Origin of the sequence: Paenibacillus sp. JSM ZJ436, assembly GCF_044383795.1 — a bacterium.
Lineage (GTDB): Bacteria > Bacillota > Bacilli > Paenibacillales > Paenibacillaceae > Paenibacillus_AQ > Paenibacillus_AQ algicola.
This window is the reverse complement of record NZ_JBISEO010000010.1, coordinates 1-15,261: the sequence shown is the minus strand read 5'-3', so window position 1 is coordinate 15,261 and position 15,261 is coordinate 1. Positions and strand designations below refer to the sequence as shown.

Below are 15,261 nucleotides of genomic sequence, written 5' to 3'. Positions count from 1 at the left end.
CAGGCTGTGACCGCGAAATGTATGTAGATGGGAGGGACAGGCTTATGGCTGTAAAATCCAATCACGTTACGATTAAGGGCATCAAAGATGGCCTGGTTTTCCTGCTTGATGATCAATGTGATTTTGAAGAGCTGCTCAGCGAGCTTCGTTACAAGCTGGAGCATAGCCATCAGAATATACTGACCGGGCCGATTATTCACGTGGATGTGAAGCTGGGCTCCCGGAGAATTAATGATGATGAGAAGCAGAGTATTCTAGATATTTTGAAGCAGAAGGGGAATCTGCTGATCCGTTCCGTGGAATCTCCTCCGGTCAGCCCGGAGAGTGAGCCTGAGAAGGGACCGTCAGTGAAAGCAGGCATGGTGCGTTCCGGACAGGTGCTGCATCATCGCGGGGACCTGCTCTTCCTGGGCGATGTGAATCCCGGCGGTACCATCGTGGCCACCGGAGATATTTACATTGTAGGGGCGCTGAGGGGAACGGCGCACGCTGGTTCTGAAGGGAATCAGGACGCGATTATTGCTGCATCCTACCTGGCTCCAACGCAGCTTCGAATCTCGGAGAAGATTAGCAGGCCGCCGGACGAATGGGAAACCCGGGAGACGGTGATGGAGTTTGCCTATCTGCAGGATGATGTCATGAAGATTGACAAGATTAGCAACATTGCTCGTTTGGGCCGGGATTTTAATGTGTTTAAAGGAGTGTAGAACATGGGAGAGGCAATTGTCGTCACATCAGGCAAAGGCGGAGTCGGCAAAACGACGACCTCGGCCAACATCGGAACGGCCCTGGCACTGCTGGGCAAGAAGGTATGCCTGGTAGATACCGATATCGGCCTGCGAAATCTGGATGTCGTTATGGGTCTGGAGAACCGGATCATTTATGATCTTTGCGACGTTGCGGAAGGACGATGCCGCCTTAATCAAGCGCTAATCAAGGATAAGCGCTTTGACGAGCTGTATATGCTGCCTGCCGCCCAGACTAAGGACAAGAACGCTGTTTCACCGGAACAGGTGAGGGATATTGTTCTGGAACTGAAGAAGGAATACGAATACGTTATTATCGACTGTCCGGCAGGTATTGAGCAGGGCTTCAAGAACGCGATTGCAGGTGCGGATAAAGCAATTGTAGTGACGACTCCTGAGCATGCGGCAGTCCGTGACGCCGATCGGATTATCGGGCTCCTGGAGAATTCGGAAGTGGAGTCACCGAAGCTGGTCGTAAATCGGATTCGGCCGAATATGGTCAAGTCGGGAGACATGCTGGAAATTGAGGACGTTCTTCAGGTGCTGAACATTGACCTGATCGGAATTGTACCGGATGACGAAATGGTCATTAAAGCAGCGAACATCGGCGAGCCGACGGTAATGAACCCGGACTCCCAAGCGGCAATTGCTTACCGCAATATCGCCCGGCGGATTCTGGGAGATACCGTGCCTTTAATGCAAATCCATCAGAAAAAAGGCATGTTTACCCGCTTCAAGAAATTTTTTGGCATGGGCTAGCAGGAAAGACTGACATGATTAGGCCCCGCAGCAACCCGGCACCTCTGAGACGCTTTGGCTCAGAAGGTGCTTTTTTTCGTTGTGTGGATGTTCGCTCTCGTAAGGCTTGTTCTAAACCGCTTTTTATGGCACATAGGATAAGGTAAAACAAGCTCTGGGGGAGAATTCTTATGGACATCCGCACATCGGTCAGAAATAGAAGAGAAGCTCGAATTCGGGAGCTACTGGAGGAAAAGGCAAATCCGGCATCAGCAATGAGGCAGGAATCTGAAGCTTTGCTGCAGGCTGCGGAGTTCAATAAGAAGCACTTCACAGGCTCTTTAGCTTCACCGCTGCAAGACCCTGTGTCGGAGCGTGACCCGGAAAAGCTCTGGAAGCAGGGCTATAGAGGCTGGGAGGAGCCGGTGCCGACTCCGCCCGCTTCAGGTCCGCCGCGGCTGATGACAGGCCTGCTTCGGAGAATTGTTATCAGTGCGCTTTTGTTCGGAGCGGTTTGGGGCGTTTTTTCTACCGATCAGCCTTGGGCAGCCCGTGTGCAATGGTTTGTGGTGGACGGGCTAAGTCGAGAGATGGATTTTGCAGCAGCCCAGGCCTGGTATGAAGAGCATTTTGGCGGTGCGCCATCCTTTATTCCGATTTTTGGACAGGATCCACAGGAATCTACGAAGGTGAACGGAGAAATGCTCGTACCGCCCCTAAGCGGGACAGTACTGCAGCCGTTTGTTGTAGATATGAAGGGGATCAAAATCGTTCCTCAGAGCGAGCAGCAATCCTCTCGGGAGGTACGCAGTATTGAGGCCGGCAGAGTTATGAAGGTGCGTCCGCTCCCGGATGGACTGTATACGCTTGAGGTGCAGCACAGAAACGGCCGCTACGCGCAGTACAGCGGATTAAGTCATGTCACACTGAGGGCCGAGGACTGGGTGCAGGGCGGGGATGTCCTGGGAGTGGTTCCGTTATCGGTTTCTTCCGGTGAAGAGCCTGTGCTTTACTTTATGCTGAAAGAAGGGAGCATGTTTGTCGATCCGGCGGATGTGATTCCGTTTTGATTACCATTCGGGGCACAGTCCTGTCTTTGCACCCGCTATTTGTCATGATTATGCTGGCTTCGGTGATCACTGGTGGCTTTCTGGAGCTGCTGACGCTCTTCATTATTGTATTCATCCATGAATTAGGCCATGCTGCTGCAGCTGCTGCTATGGGCTTTAAGGTTAGGTCCATCCAGCTGCTGCCGTTTGGAGGCGTGGCAGTCATTGAAGAGCAGGGAAGGATGAATGCATACAAGGAGATCGTCATTGCGCTTGCAGGGCCGCTGCAGAATGTAATTATGATTGGCATGGCAAAGCTGCTGCTGTACATTGGCTGGGGAGACGCCAGCTTTCTGGAATACCTGATCCAGGCTAATCTGATGATTGCCCTGTTCAATTTGCTGCCGATTCTGCCGCTGGATGGTGGAAAATTGCTGCAGGCGCTGATCAGTCTGTTCGCTCCTTATCACGCTACACTGATCTGGACCTCGCGGGCGGGATGCTTCTGCAGCCTCGTCATGCTCGCGATCGGCGTCCAGCCATTGTTCACCGGAGAGACGCTGCAGCTGAATATCATGATGATCGGCTTGTTTCTGGCATATTCCAATTTCGAGGATTGTCGGAATGTGCCTTACCGTTTCGTACGTTTTCTAGTCCAGCGAAGCAGCTATGCAGGAGAGCAGAGTGGAGAAGCTCAAGCTATTGTAGCAGATGCTTCGAAACCTTTAGATGAGATTGTGCGTTTATTTAGGAGAGAAAAGGTTCATCTGATTTATGTCATGAATCGGGGCGGGGGCGTCATGGCTGTTCTTCCTGAACAGCAGGTGATCTCTTCCTACTTTGCAGTCAAAGAACCCCCGGTGCGTGACTAGCATATCTATCATTTCAGCAGAGCAGCAATGTGCTCCAAATCGGCCCAGCGTGAGCTGTTGAAATGGTATAATCAACAGACAGTATCCGCTTAAAGAGGTGAGGCCATGAAGCAGCTTATCGTTCAGAGCGAAGCAGACATTGTTCAGCTCGCTCTTCTGGACAACCGTATCCTTCTGGAATATGCCTCCGAACGGGGTGAGCATCCCGGTGCGGCCGGCAATTTTTATAAAGGCAGGGTCGTTAATGTCATTCCAGGCATGCAGGCCGCCTTTGTTGACATCGGACTGAGGAAGAATGCCTTTCTGTACGTGGATGATGTGCTCTCTCCCCATCTGGAGAAGCAGCCCGACACCAAGCCGTCTATTGAAGCATTGCTAAGTGCAGGTCAGGAGTTGATTGTACAAGTCGTGAAGGAGCCGATGGGCGGAAAAGGCGCTCGGGTGACGACTCATTATTCTCTCCCCGGGCGGTTTATGGTCTATATGCCTAAGGCCGGATATGTCGCTGTATCCAAGAAAATTTCCCGGGAGAATGAACGATCACGTCTGAAGCAGCTGGGAGAAGGCCTGATAGGTAAGGAAGAGGGCCTAATTATCAGGACTGTGTCAGAGGGGGAACAAGAAGCAGCAGTGCGCAGCGATCTGGAGTGGCTGCGATTTCTTTGGTCGCGTATTCTGGAGCAGGCGATCAAGCAAAGGTCACCGGCACTGCTGCACCGGGAGCGGGGCATGGTCCACCGATTTATTCGCGATGTATTTAGCCCGGAGCAGGATGAATTGATTGTAGCAAGGCCGACTGAAGCAAACGAAATCCGTGCTTATTTGCAGGAGCTGCTTCCTGGGAGCAAGCCCTGCATCAAGGTTTACGAAGGGGACCGAACTCTTTTTGAGGCATATGGCGTAGAGGAGCAGCTAAAGCAGGCTTTTTCGAGACAGATCCAGCTTGCAGACGGCGGTACGATTGTCATTGATGAGACGGAGGCCCTGACGGTGATTGATGTCAATACGGCCAGTTATACGGGGGGCAGCAGTCTGGAGGAAACGGTCACGCGCACCAATGTCAGTGCTGCCAGGGAGATTGCACGCCTGCTCCGCTTGAGGGATATGGGCGGCATCATTATTGTTGACTTTATTGATATGGAGGAAGAGCATAGCCGGGAGCTGGTGCTGTCTGCCATGGAGGAGATTATTAGCAAGGACCGCACCAAATGCGTTGTGCTGGGCTGGACGCGGCTGGGACTGCTCGAAATTACACGGAAGATGGAACGGGATCCTGCGGCTAACCCCTATCGCAGAATCTGCAAAGCCTGCTCCGGCAAAGGAATTACGAGTTGATGGATTGACGACACTTTCATTCTGTGTTATCATCTCTTGGTATGTGTTCAGCGAACAATTTGCTGCACATGCTGTAACCGCTCCGGTCAGGTTGACAAGGACGGTCGAGACTGCTCGGCTGGACACCTGAATCAGGCGAGTCTGAGACATGAGGAGGTGCAAGCAAATGTACGCTATTATCGAAACAGGTGGTAAGCAATACAAAGTCCAAGAGGGCGATGTGTTGTTCATCGAGAAGCTGAATGCAGGTGACGGCGAAAGCGTGACTTTCGACCGTGTACTGGCCGTATCCAATGGTGAAGGCCTGGTAGCAGGAACACCGGTAGTATCCGGAGCTTCTGTAACTGCAAAGGTAGAGAAGCACGGTAAAGGCCGCAAGGTCGTTGTATACAAATACAAGCCGAAGAAGAACTACCACAAGAAGCAAGGTCATCGTCAGCCTTTCACGAAAGTAACAATCGAGAAGATTCAGGCGTAAGAGGGTGCGGTAATTGATTACTGTACAGATCTCCCGCCGGGACGACGGAAGAATTCATGGCTTTGAAGTCAAGGGTCATGCAGGTTATGCAGATCCGGGACAGGATATCGTTTGCGCTGGGGTTTCCGCTGTCACTGTTGGCACGGTCAACTCGATCGAGGCGTTAACCGGCACAGTCATGGAGGCCGAGATGAAAGGTGGATTTCTGAGTGCGGTGCTGCCGCATGAAGGACATCATGCCTCCTCGGAACAAGTTCAGCTGCTCCTGGAATCGATGGTGCTGATGCTGCAGAGTATTGCAGATTCATACGATGAGTATATTCAAATACAGGTTAAGATTATTAAAAGAAGGAGGTAGGCTAACATGTTGAAATTGGATCTTCAGTTATTCGCATCCAAAAAAGGTGTAGGCTCCACGAAGAACGGTCGTGACAGTATTTCCAAGCGTCTCGGCACGAAGCGTGCAGACGGTCAAACCGTTACGGGCGGAAGCATTCTGGTTCGCCAACGCGGAACCAAGATTCACCCAGGCACGAACGTGGGCATTGGTAAAGACGACACTCTGTTTGCGAAAGTCGATGGCGTTGTGAAATTTGAACGTTGGGGTCGTGATCGCAAGAAAGTGAGCGTCTACCCGGTTGAGGTCGCTCCTGTAGCGGCAGCAGTTGAGGCTTAATTGTCCTCAATCCGGCATACAGATGAAGAGGTCTCCGGCAGTATGCCGGGGGCTTCTTTTTTTAGGGATCAAGGCAGAACTATTTATGGATCACGGATGAATCCCGAATAACGTCTATGGTATACTTGGTTTTGGTGAAACTAACCAGTATAGGGAACGGGGAGAGTTCATGAAGTCCTGGAAATGGATTGCGGCTGGGGCCGGGGGATCAATACTGCTTCCTGTCATCTGGCTGCTGTGGATGCCTGGCCTTCTGGCAGCTCTTGGGACAGTAATCTGGTCTGTTGCCGCAACGCTGTTCGCGGTAAGGATGGTGCTGCGGGAGCAGGAGAGATCTATGGCTGAGCAGCAAAGAATGTCCGAGGAGCAGTTGAAGGAGCGGGCGGTGCAGGCACTGAATCATCACCGTCATGATTGGATGAACGAGCTGCAAATTATGTACGGCTATATCCAGTTGGGCAAGCATGATAAATCGGTGCAATGTGTGGAAAGAATAAAAGAACGGATGCTTCAGGAAAGCAAAGTGTCGAAGCTGGGCATTCCTTCACTCGTGTTTTACTTTCAGGCGTATCGAACCTTTAATGTGCCGCTGCAGCTTGAGATCGAAGTCGTGGACCAGCTGCACTTGAATGAGAAGCTGTCCCCGCTGCGGCAGGAGGCTTTGACGGAAGTCATTATTGCTGCTGTAGACATCTATGAGAAGGCGGGAGAAGGCGGTTCGCCAGAGGAAGAAAGACAGCTGATTATTACCTTCTGGGATCAGGAGGATCACTGCATAGCCGAGCTTGAAGGAGAAGGAGCTTTTGGAGACCGCCGTGCTTTGGAGCAGCAATTGAAGCGCGTGACGGAGCATACAGAATTACGGGTAGAGCAGGTCGATACGGATCATATGACCTACCGTCTGTATATCCCGTATGTGACTTGAGGAAGGTGAAGATAACCGATGTTCGTAGATAAAGCGAAAGTGTTTGTAAAAGGCGGAGACGGCGGAGACGGCTTGATTTCGTTCCGGCGGGAGAAATACGTTCCTAACGGCGGACCTGCCGGCGGGGATGGCGGAAGAGGCGGAGACGTTATTTTTCGGGTAGATGAAGGCTTGAGAACCTTGATGGATTTCCGTTACCAGCGCCATTTTAAAGCCAAGCGTGGCGAGAAGGGCAGAAATAAAAGTCAGCACGGTGCCGGCGCCGAGGATATGATTGTTCGGATTCCTCCGGGAACAGTGCTTATTGATGATGATTCCGGCGAGATCATTGCCGATTTGACACGTAACGGCCAGCAGGTTGTCGTCGCTCGCGGCGGACGGGGCGGACGGGGAAATATCCGTTTTGCAACACCGAATAATCCTGCTCCGGAGCTTGCAGAGAACGGAGAAGAGGGGCAGGAGCGGTACATTACGATGGAGCTCAAGGTGATGGCAGATGTCGGTCTTGTCGGCTTTCCAAGTGTCGGCAAATCAACGCTGCTCTCCGTAGTATCTGCTGCCCAGCCGAAGATCGGGGCGTATCATTTCACAACGATAACTCCGAACCTGGGGATGGTGGAAGTAGGAGATGACCGCAGCTTTGTTATGGCAGACCTGCCGGGTCTGATTGAAGGTGCTCATGAGGGAATCGGACTGGGACACGAATTCCTGCGTCATGTTGAGCGTACGCGTGTCATTATTCACGTGGTGGACATGTCGGGCTCTGAGGGTCGGGACCCGTTTGAAGACTGGGTAAAAATTAACGAAGAACTCAGGCTGTACAATCCGGTTTTGGCCGAGCGCCCTCAGATCGTAGCAGCTAATAAAATGGACATGCCGGAGTCGGAGGAGAATCTAAGCGTGTTTCGTGAGAAGACTGCAGCAGTCCGTCCGGATCTTGAGATTCTGCCGATCTCATCCTTGACGCGCCAAGGCATTAAAGAGCTTCTGTACAAAGCCGCTGCTGTACTGGATGAAATTCCGGAGGAGGTTGCAGTAGAAGAAGTGCCGGAGGTAGCAGAGCGCAAGGTGTACCGATTCGAGCAGCAGGAGGACAATTCCTTTACAATTACCCGGGACAATGAGGCGTACGTGGTGCACAGTGAGCGCATTGAGCGCATGCTCAAGCGGATGCAGATGAATTCCCATGATGCGATTCTGAAGCTTGCGCGGACGATGAGACATATGGGCATTGACGATGAGCTTCGCCGCCGGGGGGCTGTGGACGGAACGATTGTACGTATTGCGGATTTTGAGTTTGAGTTTGTTGAGGGAAGCAGCTACTACTAGTGCCCTGCAACAGAGCCACTATGAAGAACGCCAGATTTCATGTTATGAAATCGGCGTTTTTTTTATTGCTGTAAAGCCTCAATTCATAGCCGTTTTAAGGTATAGTGGGGAAAGGCAGCAACACGCATTACAAAAAATAGACGTGAATGTATTGCCCTCCTGTTCAATATCCCTTATAATGTCCACTATACGAATACAGTAGTCTTTGGGGAGAGGACGTTTTGTGAAAGAACGTTATTATTTGGTCCGAGAGGATATTTTACCGGAAGCTGTCGTCAAGACGATGCAGGTAAAGAGACTGCTGGCGGCCGGAGAGGCCAAGACCGTGCACGATGCTGTGGAGCAGGTGGGATTAAGCCGGAGCGCTTTTTACAAATACAAAGACGGTATTCATCCCATTAACCAGCTGGAGCGGGACGAAATTGTAACCATCTCCATTGATATGGAACATCGCTCGGGCATGCTGTCAGGAGTTCTGGGACTGGTCGCTGGGGAAGGCGGGAACGTGCTGACCATTCATCAGAGCATCCCGCTGCAGGGCATTGCCAACGTCGTTATTTCCGTAGAGGTTTCAAGGCTGAATGAGGAGCTGGACGATTTATTGGTCGGCATTCGGCGCATCCAGGGAGTCCGGCGGGTCCAGATGATTGGACAGGGATAACAGGGATGGATTCACATAGGGAAAGAAGAGATTGATGCTAGAATACAGGAGGGAATGTGTAGATGAAGCCGGTTAAGGTAGGTTTGTTGGGATTAGGGACTGTAGGAACAGGTGTGGTTCGGATCGTAGAAGGACATCAGGAGGATTTGAGCAGTCAGGTGGGCTCACCGATTACGATCGGCAAGATTGCTGTTAAGAATACAGAGAAAGAACGCAGTATTTCGGTTGACAGCAGCAAGATGACATCTGACCCATGGGAAGTTATCCGTGACCCGGAGATCGACGTCATTGTAGAGGTGATGGGCGGGATTGAGCAGACGAAGGAGTATATCCTGGAGGCGCTGGAGCAGGGCAAGCATATTGTAACAGCCAATAAGGATTTGATGGCTTTGCATGGGGCGGAAATTTTGGCTAAAGCTCAAGAGAAGCAGTGCGATGTGTTTTATGAAGCGAGTGTGGCCGGCGGCATTCCGATTATACGGACGCTGATCGAGGGCTTCTCCTCGGACCGGATTACGAAGATCATGGGCATTGTGAACGGAACAACGAACTATATTTTGACCAAAATGAGCCAGGAAGGAGCATCCTACGAGGATGTTTTGGCTGAAGCTCAGGAGCTCGGATATGCAGAAGCAGATCCCACCTCGGATGTAGAAGGTCTGGATGCGGCACGCAAAATGGCCATTATGGGAACGCTCGGCTTCCGTACGAACGTGGAGCTGCAGGATGTAAGTGTGAAGGGGATCTCCCAGGTAACGAAAGAGGATATCCAGTACGCTAAACGTCTCGGCTATGAAATGAAGCTGCTAGGCATCGCGGATCGGGAGCAGGAGCAGGTCAGCATTAGTGTGCAGCCAACAATGGTCCGCACCAGTCACCCGATGGCCGCCGTAAACGGTGTGTTCAACGCGGTCTATGTGTATGGAGAAGCTGTGGGCGAGACAATGTTTTACGGACCAGGGGCAGGTGAGATGCCTACAGCTACGTCAGTGGTTGCCGATCTGGTAGCTGTGGTTAAGAATCTTAAGCTCGGAGTCAACGGGCTTCAGGCGATCGCTCCTTATAAGGCGAAGGTGCTGAAGACCGATGATCAGATTATGTTTAAGAATTTCATTTTGCTTCACGTAGATGACAAGGCGGGGGTATTGGCACAGATTACACAGGTGTTTGCAGAATACGGGGTGAGCCTGGAGTCGGTTGTTCAGCAGCCGAATGATCAGACACCTCAGGCAGAAATCATTATCGTAACCCACAATGCCAGCAAAGCGAGTATGGATAAGGTGCTGGATCATTTTGAAGGCTTGGAAGTTATCCGCGAGATTAAAAGCGTGTATCGGGTCGAAGGCTAATCAGGCCGGGTGTCCGTTGGAGTCATGCTAGTTAAATATCACTTATTTGAATGAATACGAGGAGAGTATTGCTATGCCATACGAAGGCTTAATCCAAACTTATAAAAATTATCTGCCTGTAAATGAGAACACACCATTGTTGACGCTGAAGGAAGGGAATACCCCTCTGATCCGTGCGGAGAATCTATCCAAGGATCTGGATCTTGATTTGTATTTCAAGTTTGAAGGCTTGAACCCAACCGGTTCCTTTAAGGACCGCGGTATGGTCATGGCTGTAGCGAAAGCGATGGAAGAAGGAAGCAAGACGATTATGTGCGCGTCCACCGGGAACACCTCCGCCGCGGCAGCAGCGTATGCTGCACGTGGGGGGCTGAACTGTATTGTGTTGATTCCAAACAACAATATTGCTCTCGGCAAGCTGGCACAAGCGATCATCTATGGAGCCAAAGTCATCGCGATTGACGGCAACTTTGACCGTGCGCTTGAAATCGTCCGTGAAATTACAGCGAAGCATCCGATTACGCTGGTGAACTCTGTGAATCCGTATCGTATCGAAGGACAGAAGACTGCAGCCTTTGAGGTGGTGGATCAGCTGGGCAAAGCTCCGGATGTATTGGCAATTCCTGTTGGTAATGCCGGGAACATCTCCGCATACTGGAAGGGCTTCAAGGAATATAAGGAAGCGGGTAAGTCCTCGACCTTGCCTCGTATGCTCGGCTTTGAGGCTGAGGGTGCAATGGCGATCGTAAAAGGTGAGCCGATTGCTAATCCTGAAACCGTTGCGACGGCGATTCGTATCGGTAATCCAGCCAGCTGGAAGACGGCGGTAATGGCTGCTGAAGAATCTCAAGGCCAGATCAACTATGTAACCGATGATGAGATTCTGGAGGCCTATCGTACGATTGCTTCCCGGGAAGGGGTATTCGCTGAGCCGGGCTCTGCCGCATCGATCGCTGGTGTTTACAAAATGAAGCGCGAAGGATATTTCAAGGGCGGAGAATCGGTAGTCTGTGTGCTGACAGGCCACGGCTTGAAGGATCCGAACATTGCGATCAAAACGGTCAACGCCGAGCCGCTCGTAGTCTCGGACAACGAAGCTGCCGTTATGGATGCGATCGCTACCCTTGAAGGGGCTGCGCAGGTATGATCTTGAACGACGGCGTACGGATCAGGGTTCCTGCCAGTACGGCAAACCTGGGACCCGGCTTTGACACCTTGGGCATGGCGCTATCGCTGTACGCCTGGATTGAAATGAGACCACATGATCGGACCGTATTCGAGCTGCACGGTGACGAAATGAAGGGCCTTCCGCAAAATAAGGATAATCTGCTGTACAAGGTAGCGCAGCTGGTATTTCAGGAGGCCGGGATTTCAATTCCGGAGCTCCACATCGGAATGTATTCAGACATCCCGCTGACGCGTGGCTTGGGAAGCAGTGCTTCAGCCATCGTTGGTGCGCTGGCGGCAGCCAATGCTGTTGCAGGCTCGCCGCTGCCGGATCATAAGCTATTTGACATGGCTACAGACTTGGAGCGTCATCCTGACAATGTAGGAGCTTCCATGTTCGGGGGAATTATTGCGTCTGCCTGGGACGGCCAGCATGCGGACTACGTGCGGATTGAGCCTCCCGAAGAGCTGGAGACGCTAGTGGTCATACCAGACTTTCAGCTGGCCACGACCAAGGCTCGGGACGTATTGCCGCAGCATGTGTCATTAACAGATGCCGTTTTTAATATTAGCCGGTCTTCACTTCTCACCGCAGCGCTCTCCTCGGGGCAGCTGGACCTGATTTCTGCCGCGATGCAGGACCGCCTGCATCAGCCTTACCGGGCGAGTCTCGTGCCTGGAATGGACCGCATCCTGAAGGAAGCTACAGGGCGAGGGGCTTTGGGCATTGCCTTAAGCGGAGCTGGGCCGACGATGATTGCATTCGTGCGCCGCGGTGATGAGGGAACCGAGATGCTGAAGAGCTATCTTTTGGAGACGATGAAGGAGCAGGGAATCGAGGCGTCAGCCCAGCTGCTGAAGCCCGATAAAGAGGGTGTTACTGTTCTGGGCATGAACCGGGGCACTACCCTGATGGATATCGTTAAAGGGGAAGTTACAATATGAACCGAATCGCACTTCTACCCTCAGGATCTGTATCGCATGAAGCACTGTTGTATCTGTTGAACGGCGAGCCGGCAGAATTGGTTCACCATAAGCTGATTTCTGATGTGTTCATGTCTACCGTAGAAGGCAGAACCGATTACAGCGTCATTCCGATTGAGAACACGATTGAGGGCTCGGTCAGTCTTCATATGGATTGGCTTGTGAATGAAGTTGAGATCCCGATGCAGGCGGAGTGGGTGTACCCTTCGAAACAGAATCTGATCGGCAGCCGAGCTGAGTTTGAGCGGGCAGACGGGAGCATTGATTTTCAACAGATTACGAAAATTTACTCTCATCCTGTAGCGACTGCTCAATGTCGGCAGTTTCTCTCACGCAATGTACCTGGTGCGGAGCTGGAGCCGGTAGGCAGCACTTCTGAAGGAGTACACATTGTGAAGCAGAACCCGGGGAAAGGTTGGGCGGCCATCGGTACCTCGCTGGGTGCTGAGACGCATGGGCTGGATATCCTGTCCCCGTCAATTACGGATCACGACAATAACTACACCCGATTTGTGCTGGTTGGAAGCCATTCGATATCCATTCCGCGTACATCGGTGTATGTCAAGACAAGTGTTCTGGTTACGCTCCCGGAGGATGTGCCAGGAGCCCTGCATCAGGTGCTTTCCGCTTTTGCATGGCGCCGGCTGAACCTGTCCCGAATTGAGTCTCGTCCAACCAAAAAAAAGCTGGGCAACTACTACTTCTACATTGATGTTATGGAATCGGCTGAATCTGTGCTGCTGACAGCAGCTATTGGAGAGATCGAAGCGCTGGGCTGTCAGGTTCGAGTGCTCGGCTCCTATCCCGGCTTTGCTTATAATAAACAGCAATCCCCGGCAGCAACATAGCTTGAAAAGATCCCGTCGCTACTGCGACAGGGATTTTTTTTGCTTTTAGGGAGGTCAATCGCCCATTGCCTGCATAGGATGTATTATTCAATGCGGGCGATAACCTAACGGTGGCCTAAAAGAGGAGTATAGGAGGTTTGTACAGCGTGAAAATCCACATCGTCAAACAGGGCGACACCTTATATGAGTTGTCACAAAAGTATGGGGTTTCATTGGCCAAGATTATGGATGCCAATCCGCAGCTGGTGGACCCTGATCAACTGGACATCGGTGCCAAAATCAAAATTCCGGCAGAACCCGTTACCGTGCCGGACGGCTCAAGCACGTCTATCCATAAGCATACGGTGAAGCAGGGAGATTCACTGTGGAAGCTGTCCAAAGCATGGGGAGTTCCCCTTAAGAACATGATTGAGGCTAATCCGCAGCTGAAGAATCCCAAAGCTCTTTTGGTCGGAGAAATCGTTAATATACCGGCACCTTCACCGGCAGGAGCTGTCGAGAAGAAGGAAATGGAAGCAGCACCGGACCTCCTTGGCAAAACCGCACCTGGGAGCAAAACCTACACAGGTCCCAAAGAAGAGATGACGGCGCCTTCACTCCCCTTGGTTCCTGACATGCCAGAAGTCCCTGATATGCCGGAAGAACTGGAGATCGAAGTGGAGATTGCACCTGAAATTGTGGTAAAGCCAGAGATTACCGTAAGCCCAGAGGTTGTAGAGAAGACTGTGATCATTGAGAAAGAATGCCTGCCTGACATGCATCCGTCCATGCCAGCCTGCCCTGAAACGTATACGGAAGCCAGTGAGGCTATGCCTCATTTTCCTATGCCTTGTGCTCCAGGAGACTTCTCCCAGTCTATGGTAAATCCGATGTACGGAGGGATGCCGGCACCATGGGCGCCCACAGCATCCTATAGCATGCTGCCTGAAATGCCTTGTGGCTGCAATGAGGGATCGCCATTGTCTCCATATCCGATGTGGTTTGATGGGGGCATGGGTCATCCAGCGGCCTATCCTATGCCTTATGGCTCTCCAATGAGCATGAATGCAGGGGGGCATGAGATGATGTATGCTGGAGTGTCTGAATATCCAACAGCATCAGGCAGTGTATATCCACAGTCTCATGAAGCGGCCCAGCACAAAATGCAGTCTTCACCGATGGCTATAGCACCAGATTATTACGGCGGGGTACCCTACGGACAAATGATGTGGGGAGGTCAGGCGATTGCGGACGCTGGTTCCATGTATCATCAACCGATGCACGGTCAACAGCAAGGAATGGTCATGGGAATGCCATCTCAGCCGTGCCAGCCATGGTCAACATATGGAGCCGATATGAGTCCCCTCCCGCTACACGGCCCGCAAAAAGACTGCGGCTGCCATGGACTTCGTGAAGAGGATGCACCTAGCCAGAGCACGATCCAAGAAGCGGCTTCCGAGATGAGCGAAGGCAACTCAGTGACTGTAGTGAGACCGAAAGCTGCAAAGCCGGCAGCGAAGGTTTCCAAGCAGAGTGGTCGCAGCAAAACAACAAGTACAACAAGTACACCCGGCAAAAACGGCAGCGGCAAGCGTGATCGGAAAAATCCGTGGATTAATCGATAGTAAACAGCGGCAAAAGCGGGTGGGGTAACCCTCCTGCTTTTGTTTTTATATTTGGAAAAAATTATGAGTTGCTATAAAGAAGAAATACATGATATATTATGATTCCAGTCGCAAAAACGCAGCTGGCAGGTAAGAGCTAAGTATCTCAATTTAAGAAGCAGTTAGAATGATCGAGACAACTTCTGAAATTAATGCTTGCAATGACCTGGGAGACATGATATACTATAAAAGTTGCTGAGACGAGAGGTTGTTGAAGCGACGGAAACAGAATTGATCTTTGAAAACTGAACAACGAGTGAGTTAAACCGATCTTGCCTTCGGGTGAGATCAACAATGAGATGATGTAATCTCGTCAGTTTTGAAATGAGCAATTGAACTCAACTTTCATGGAGAGTTTGATCCTGGCTCAGGACGAACGCTGGCGGCGTGCCTAATACATGCAAGTCGAGCGGACTTGATGAGGAGCTTGCTCCTCTGATCGTTAGCGGCGGACGGGTGAG

Annotated in this window: 16 protein-coding genes and 1 rRNA gene; all 17 read left to right on the top strand. The window is 51.6% G+C overall.

Translation table 11 applies throughout. The annotated features are described in order from the left end of the window. The first annotated feature begins 44 nt into the window (after positions 1-44). The gene (gene minC / locus ACH6EH_RS13465; protein ID WP_138225072.1) at positions 45-707 is read left to right on the top strand and encodes a septum site-determining protein MinC; all 663 of its coding nucleotides are present in this window, start codon (positions 45-47) and stop codon (positions 705-707) included. A gap of 3 nt (positions 708-710) precedes the next feature. Continuing rightward, positions 711-1,505 carry a septum site-determining protein MinD gene (gene minD / locus ACH6EH_RS13460; RefSeq protein WP_138225073.1) on the top strand — a complete coding sequence of 265 codons (795 nt, stop codon included), beginning with the start codon at positions 711-713 and terminating at the stop codon, positions 1,503-1,505. Between the two features lie 170 nt (positions 1,506-1,675). Then, positions 1,676-2,554, top strand: a complete 879-nt coding sequence (locus ACH6EH_RS13455; protein WP_397332696.1) for a peptidoglycan DD-metalloendopeptidase family protein — start codon at positions 1,676-1,678, stop codon at positions 2,552-2,554. Continuing rightward, positions 2,551-3,405 (top strand): M50 family metallopeptidase, encoded by an 855-nt coding sequence (locus ACH6EH_RS13450; protein ID WP_397332695.1) that lies wholly within the window; start codon positions 2,551-2,553, stop codon positions 3,403-3,405. The genes ACH6EH_RS13455 and ACH6EH_RS13450 overlap by 4 nt, the downstream gene beginning before the upstream one ends. A 105-nt stretch (positions 3,406-3,510) precedes the next feature. Continuing rightward, positions 3,511-4,740 (top strand): Rne/Rng family ribonuclease, encoded by a 1,230-nt coding sequence (locus ACH6EH_RS13445; protein ID WP_397332694.1) that lies wholly within the window; start codon positions 3,511-3,513, stop codon positions 4,738-4,740. A 166-nt stretch (positions 4,741-4,906) separates the two neighbouring features. Further along, positions 4,907-5,218: a 50S ribosomal protein L21 gene (gene rplU / locus ACH6EH_RS13440; protein WP_138225077.1), complete on the top strand. Its 312-nt coding sequence runs from the start codon at positions 4,907-4,909 to the stop codon at positions 5,216-5,218. A gap of 13 nt (positions 5,219-5,231) precedes the next feature. Beyond that, positions 5,232-5,576, top strand: a complete 345-nt coding sequence (locus tag ACH6EH_RS13435) for a ribosomal-processing cysteine protease Prp (protein ID WP_208203337.1) — start codon at positions 5,232-5,234, stop codon at positions 5,574-5,576. Positions 5,577-5,582: 6 nt separating this feature from the next. Continuing rightward, positions 5,583-5,894, top strand: a complete 312-nt coding sequence (gene rpmA / locus ACH6EH_RS13430; RefSeq protein ID WP_138225079.1) for a 50S ribosomal protein L27 — start codon at positions 5,583-5,585, stop codon at positions 5,892-5,894. Positions 5,895-6,063: 169 nt separating this feature from the next. Beyond that, positions 6,064-6,819 carry a Spo0B domain-containing protein gene (locus ACH6EH_RS13425; RefSeq protein ID WP_138225080.1) on the top strand — a complete coding sequence of 252 codons (756 nt, stop codon included), beginning with the start codon at positions 6,064-6,066 and terminating at the stop codon, positions 6,817-6,819. An 18-nt stretch (positions 6,820-6,837) separates the two neighbouring features. Next, complete coding sequence (gene obgE / locus ACH6EH_RS13420; RefSeq protein ID WP_138225081.1) at positions 6,838-8,148, top strand: GTPase ObgE; 1,311 nt, start codon at positions 6,838-6,840, stop codon at positions 8,146-8,148. A 223-nt stretch (positions 8,149-8,371) separates the two neighbouring features. After that, positions 8,372-8,809 (top strand): ACT domain-containing protein, encoded by a 438-nt coding sequence (locus tag ACH6EH_RS13415; RefSeq protein ID WP_138225082.1) that lies wholly within the window; start codon positions 8,372-8,374, stop codon positions 8,807-8,809. Between the two features lie 62 nt (positions 8,810-8,871). Then, entirely contained in the window at positions 8,872-10,158 is a 1,287-nt protein-coding gene (locus tag ACH6EH_RS13410) for a homoserine dehydrogenase (protein ID WP_208203335.1), read from the top strand. A gap of 73 nt (positions 10,159-10,231) precedes the next feature. Beyond that, positions 10,232-11,305 (top strand): threonine synthase, encoded by a 1,074-nt coding sequence (thrC, locus tag ACH6EH_RS13405; RefSeq protein ID WP_397332692.1) that lies wholly within the window; start codon positions 10,232-10,234, stop codon positions 11,303-11,305. After that, complete coding sequence (thrB, locus tag ACH6EH_RS13400) at positions 11,302-12,270, top strand: homoserine kinase (protein ID WP_397332691.1); 969 nt, start codon at positions 11,302-11,304, stop codon at positions 12,268-12,270. Before thrC ends, thrB begins: the two co-directional genes overlap by 4 nt. Further along, a complete protein-coding gene (pheA, locus tag ACH6EH_RS13395) occupies positions 12,267-13,157 on the top strand; it encodes a prephenate dehydratase (protein WP_397332690.1) in 891 nt (296 codons plus the stop codon). Before thrB ends, pheA begins: the two co-directional genes overlap by 4 nt. A 146-nt stretch (positions 13,158-13,303) precedes the next feature. Continuing rightward, positions 13,304-14,761, top strand: a complete 1,458-nt coding sequence (locus ACH6EH_RS13390) for a LysM peptidoglycan-binding domain-containing protein (RefSeq protein ID WP_397332689.1) — start codon at positions 13,304-13,306, stop codon at positions 14,759-14,761. A gap of 383 nt (positions 14,762-15,144) precedes the next feature. Next, a 16S ribosomal RNA gene (locus ACH6EH_RS13385) occupies positions 15,145-15,261 on the top strand; the annotation flags it as partial.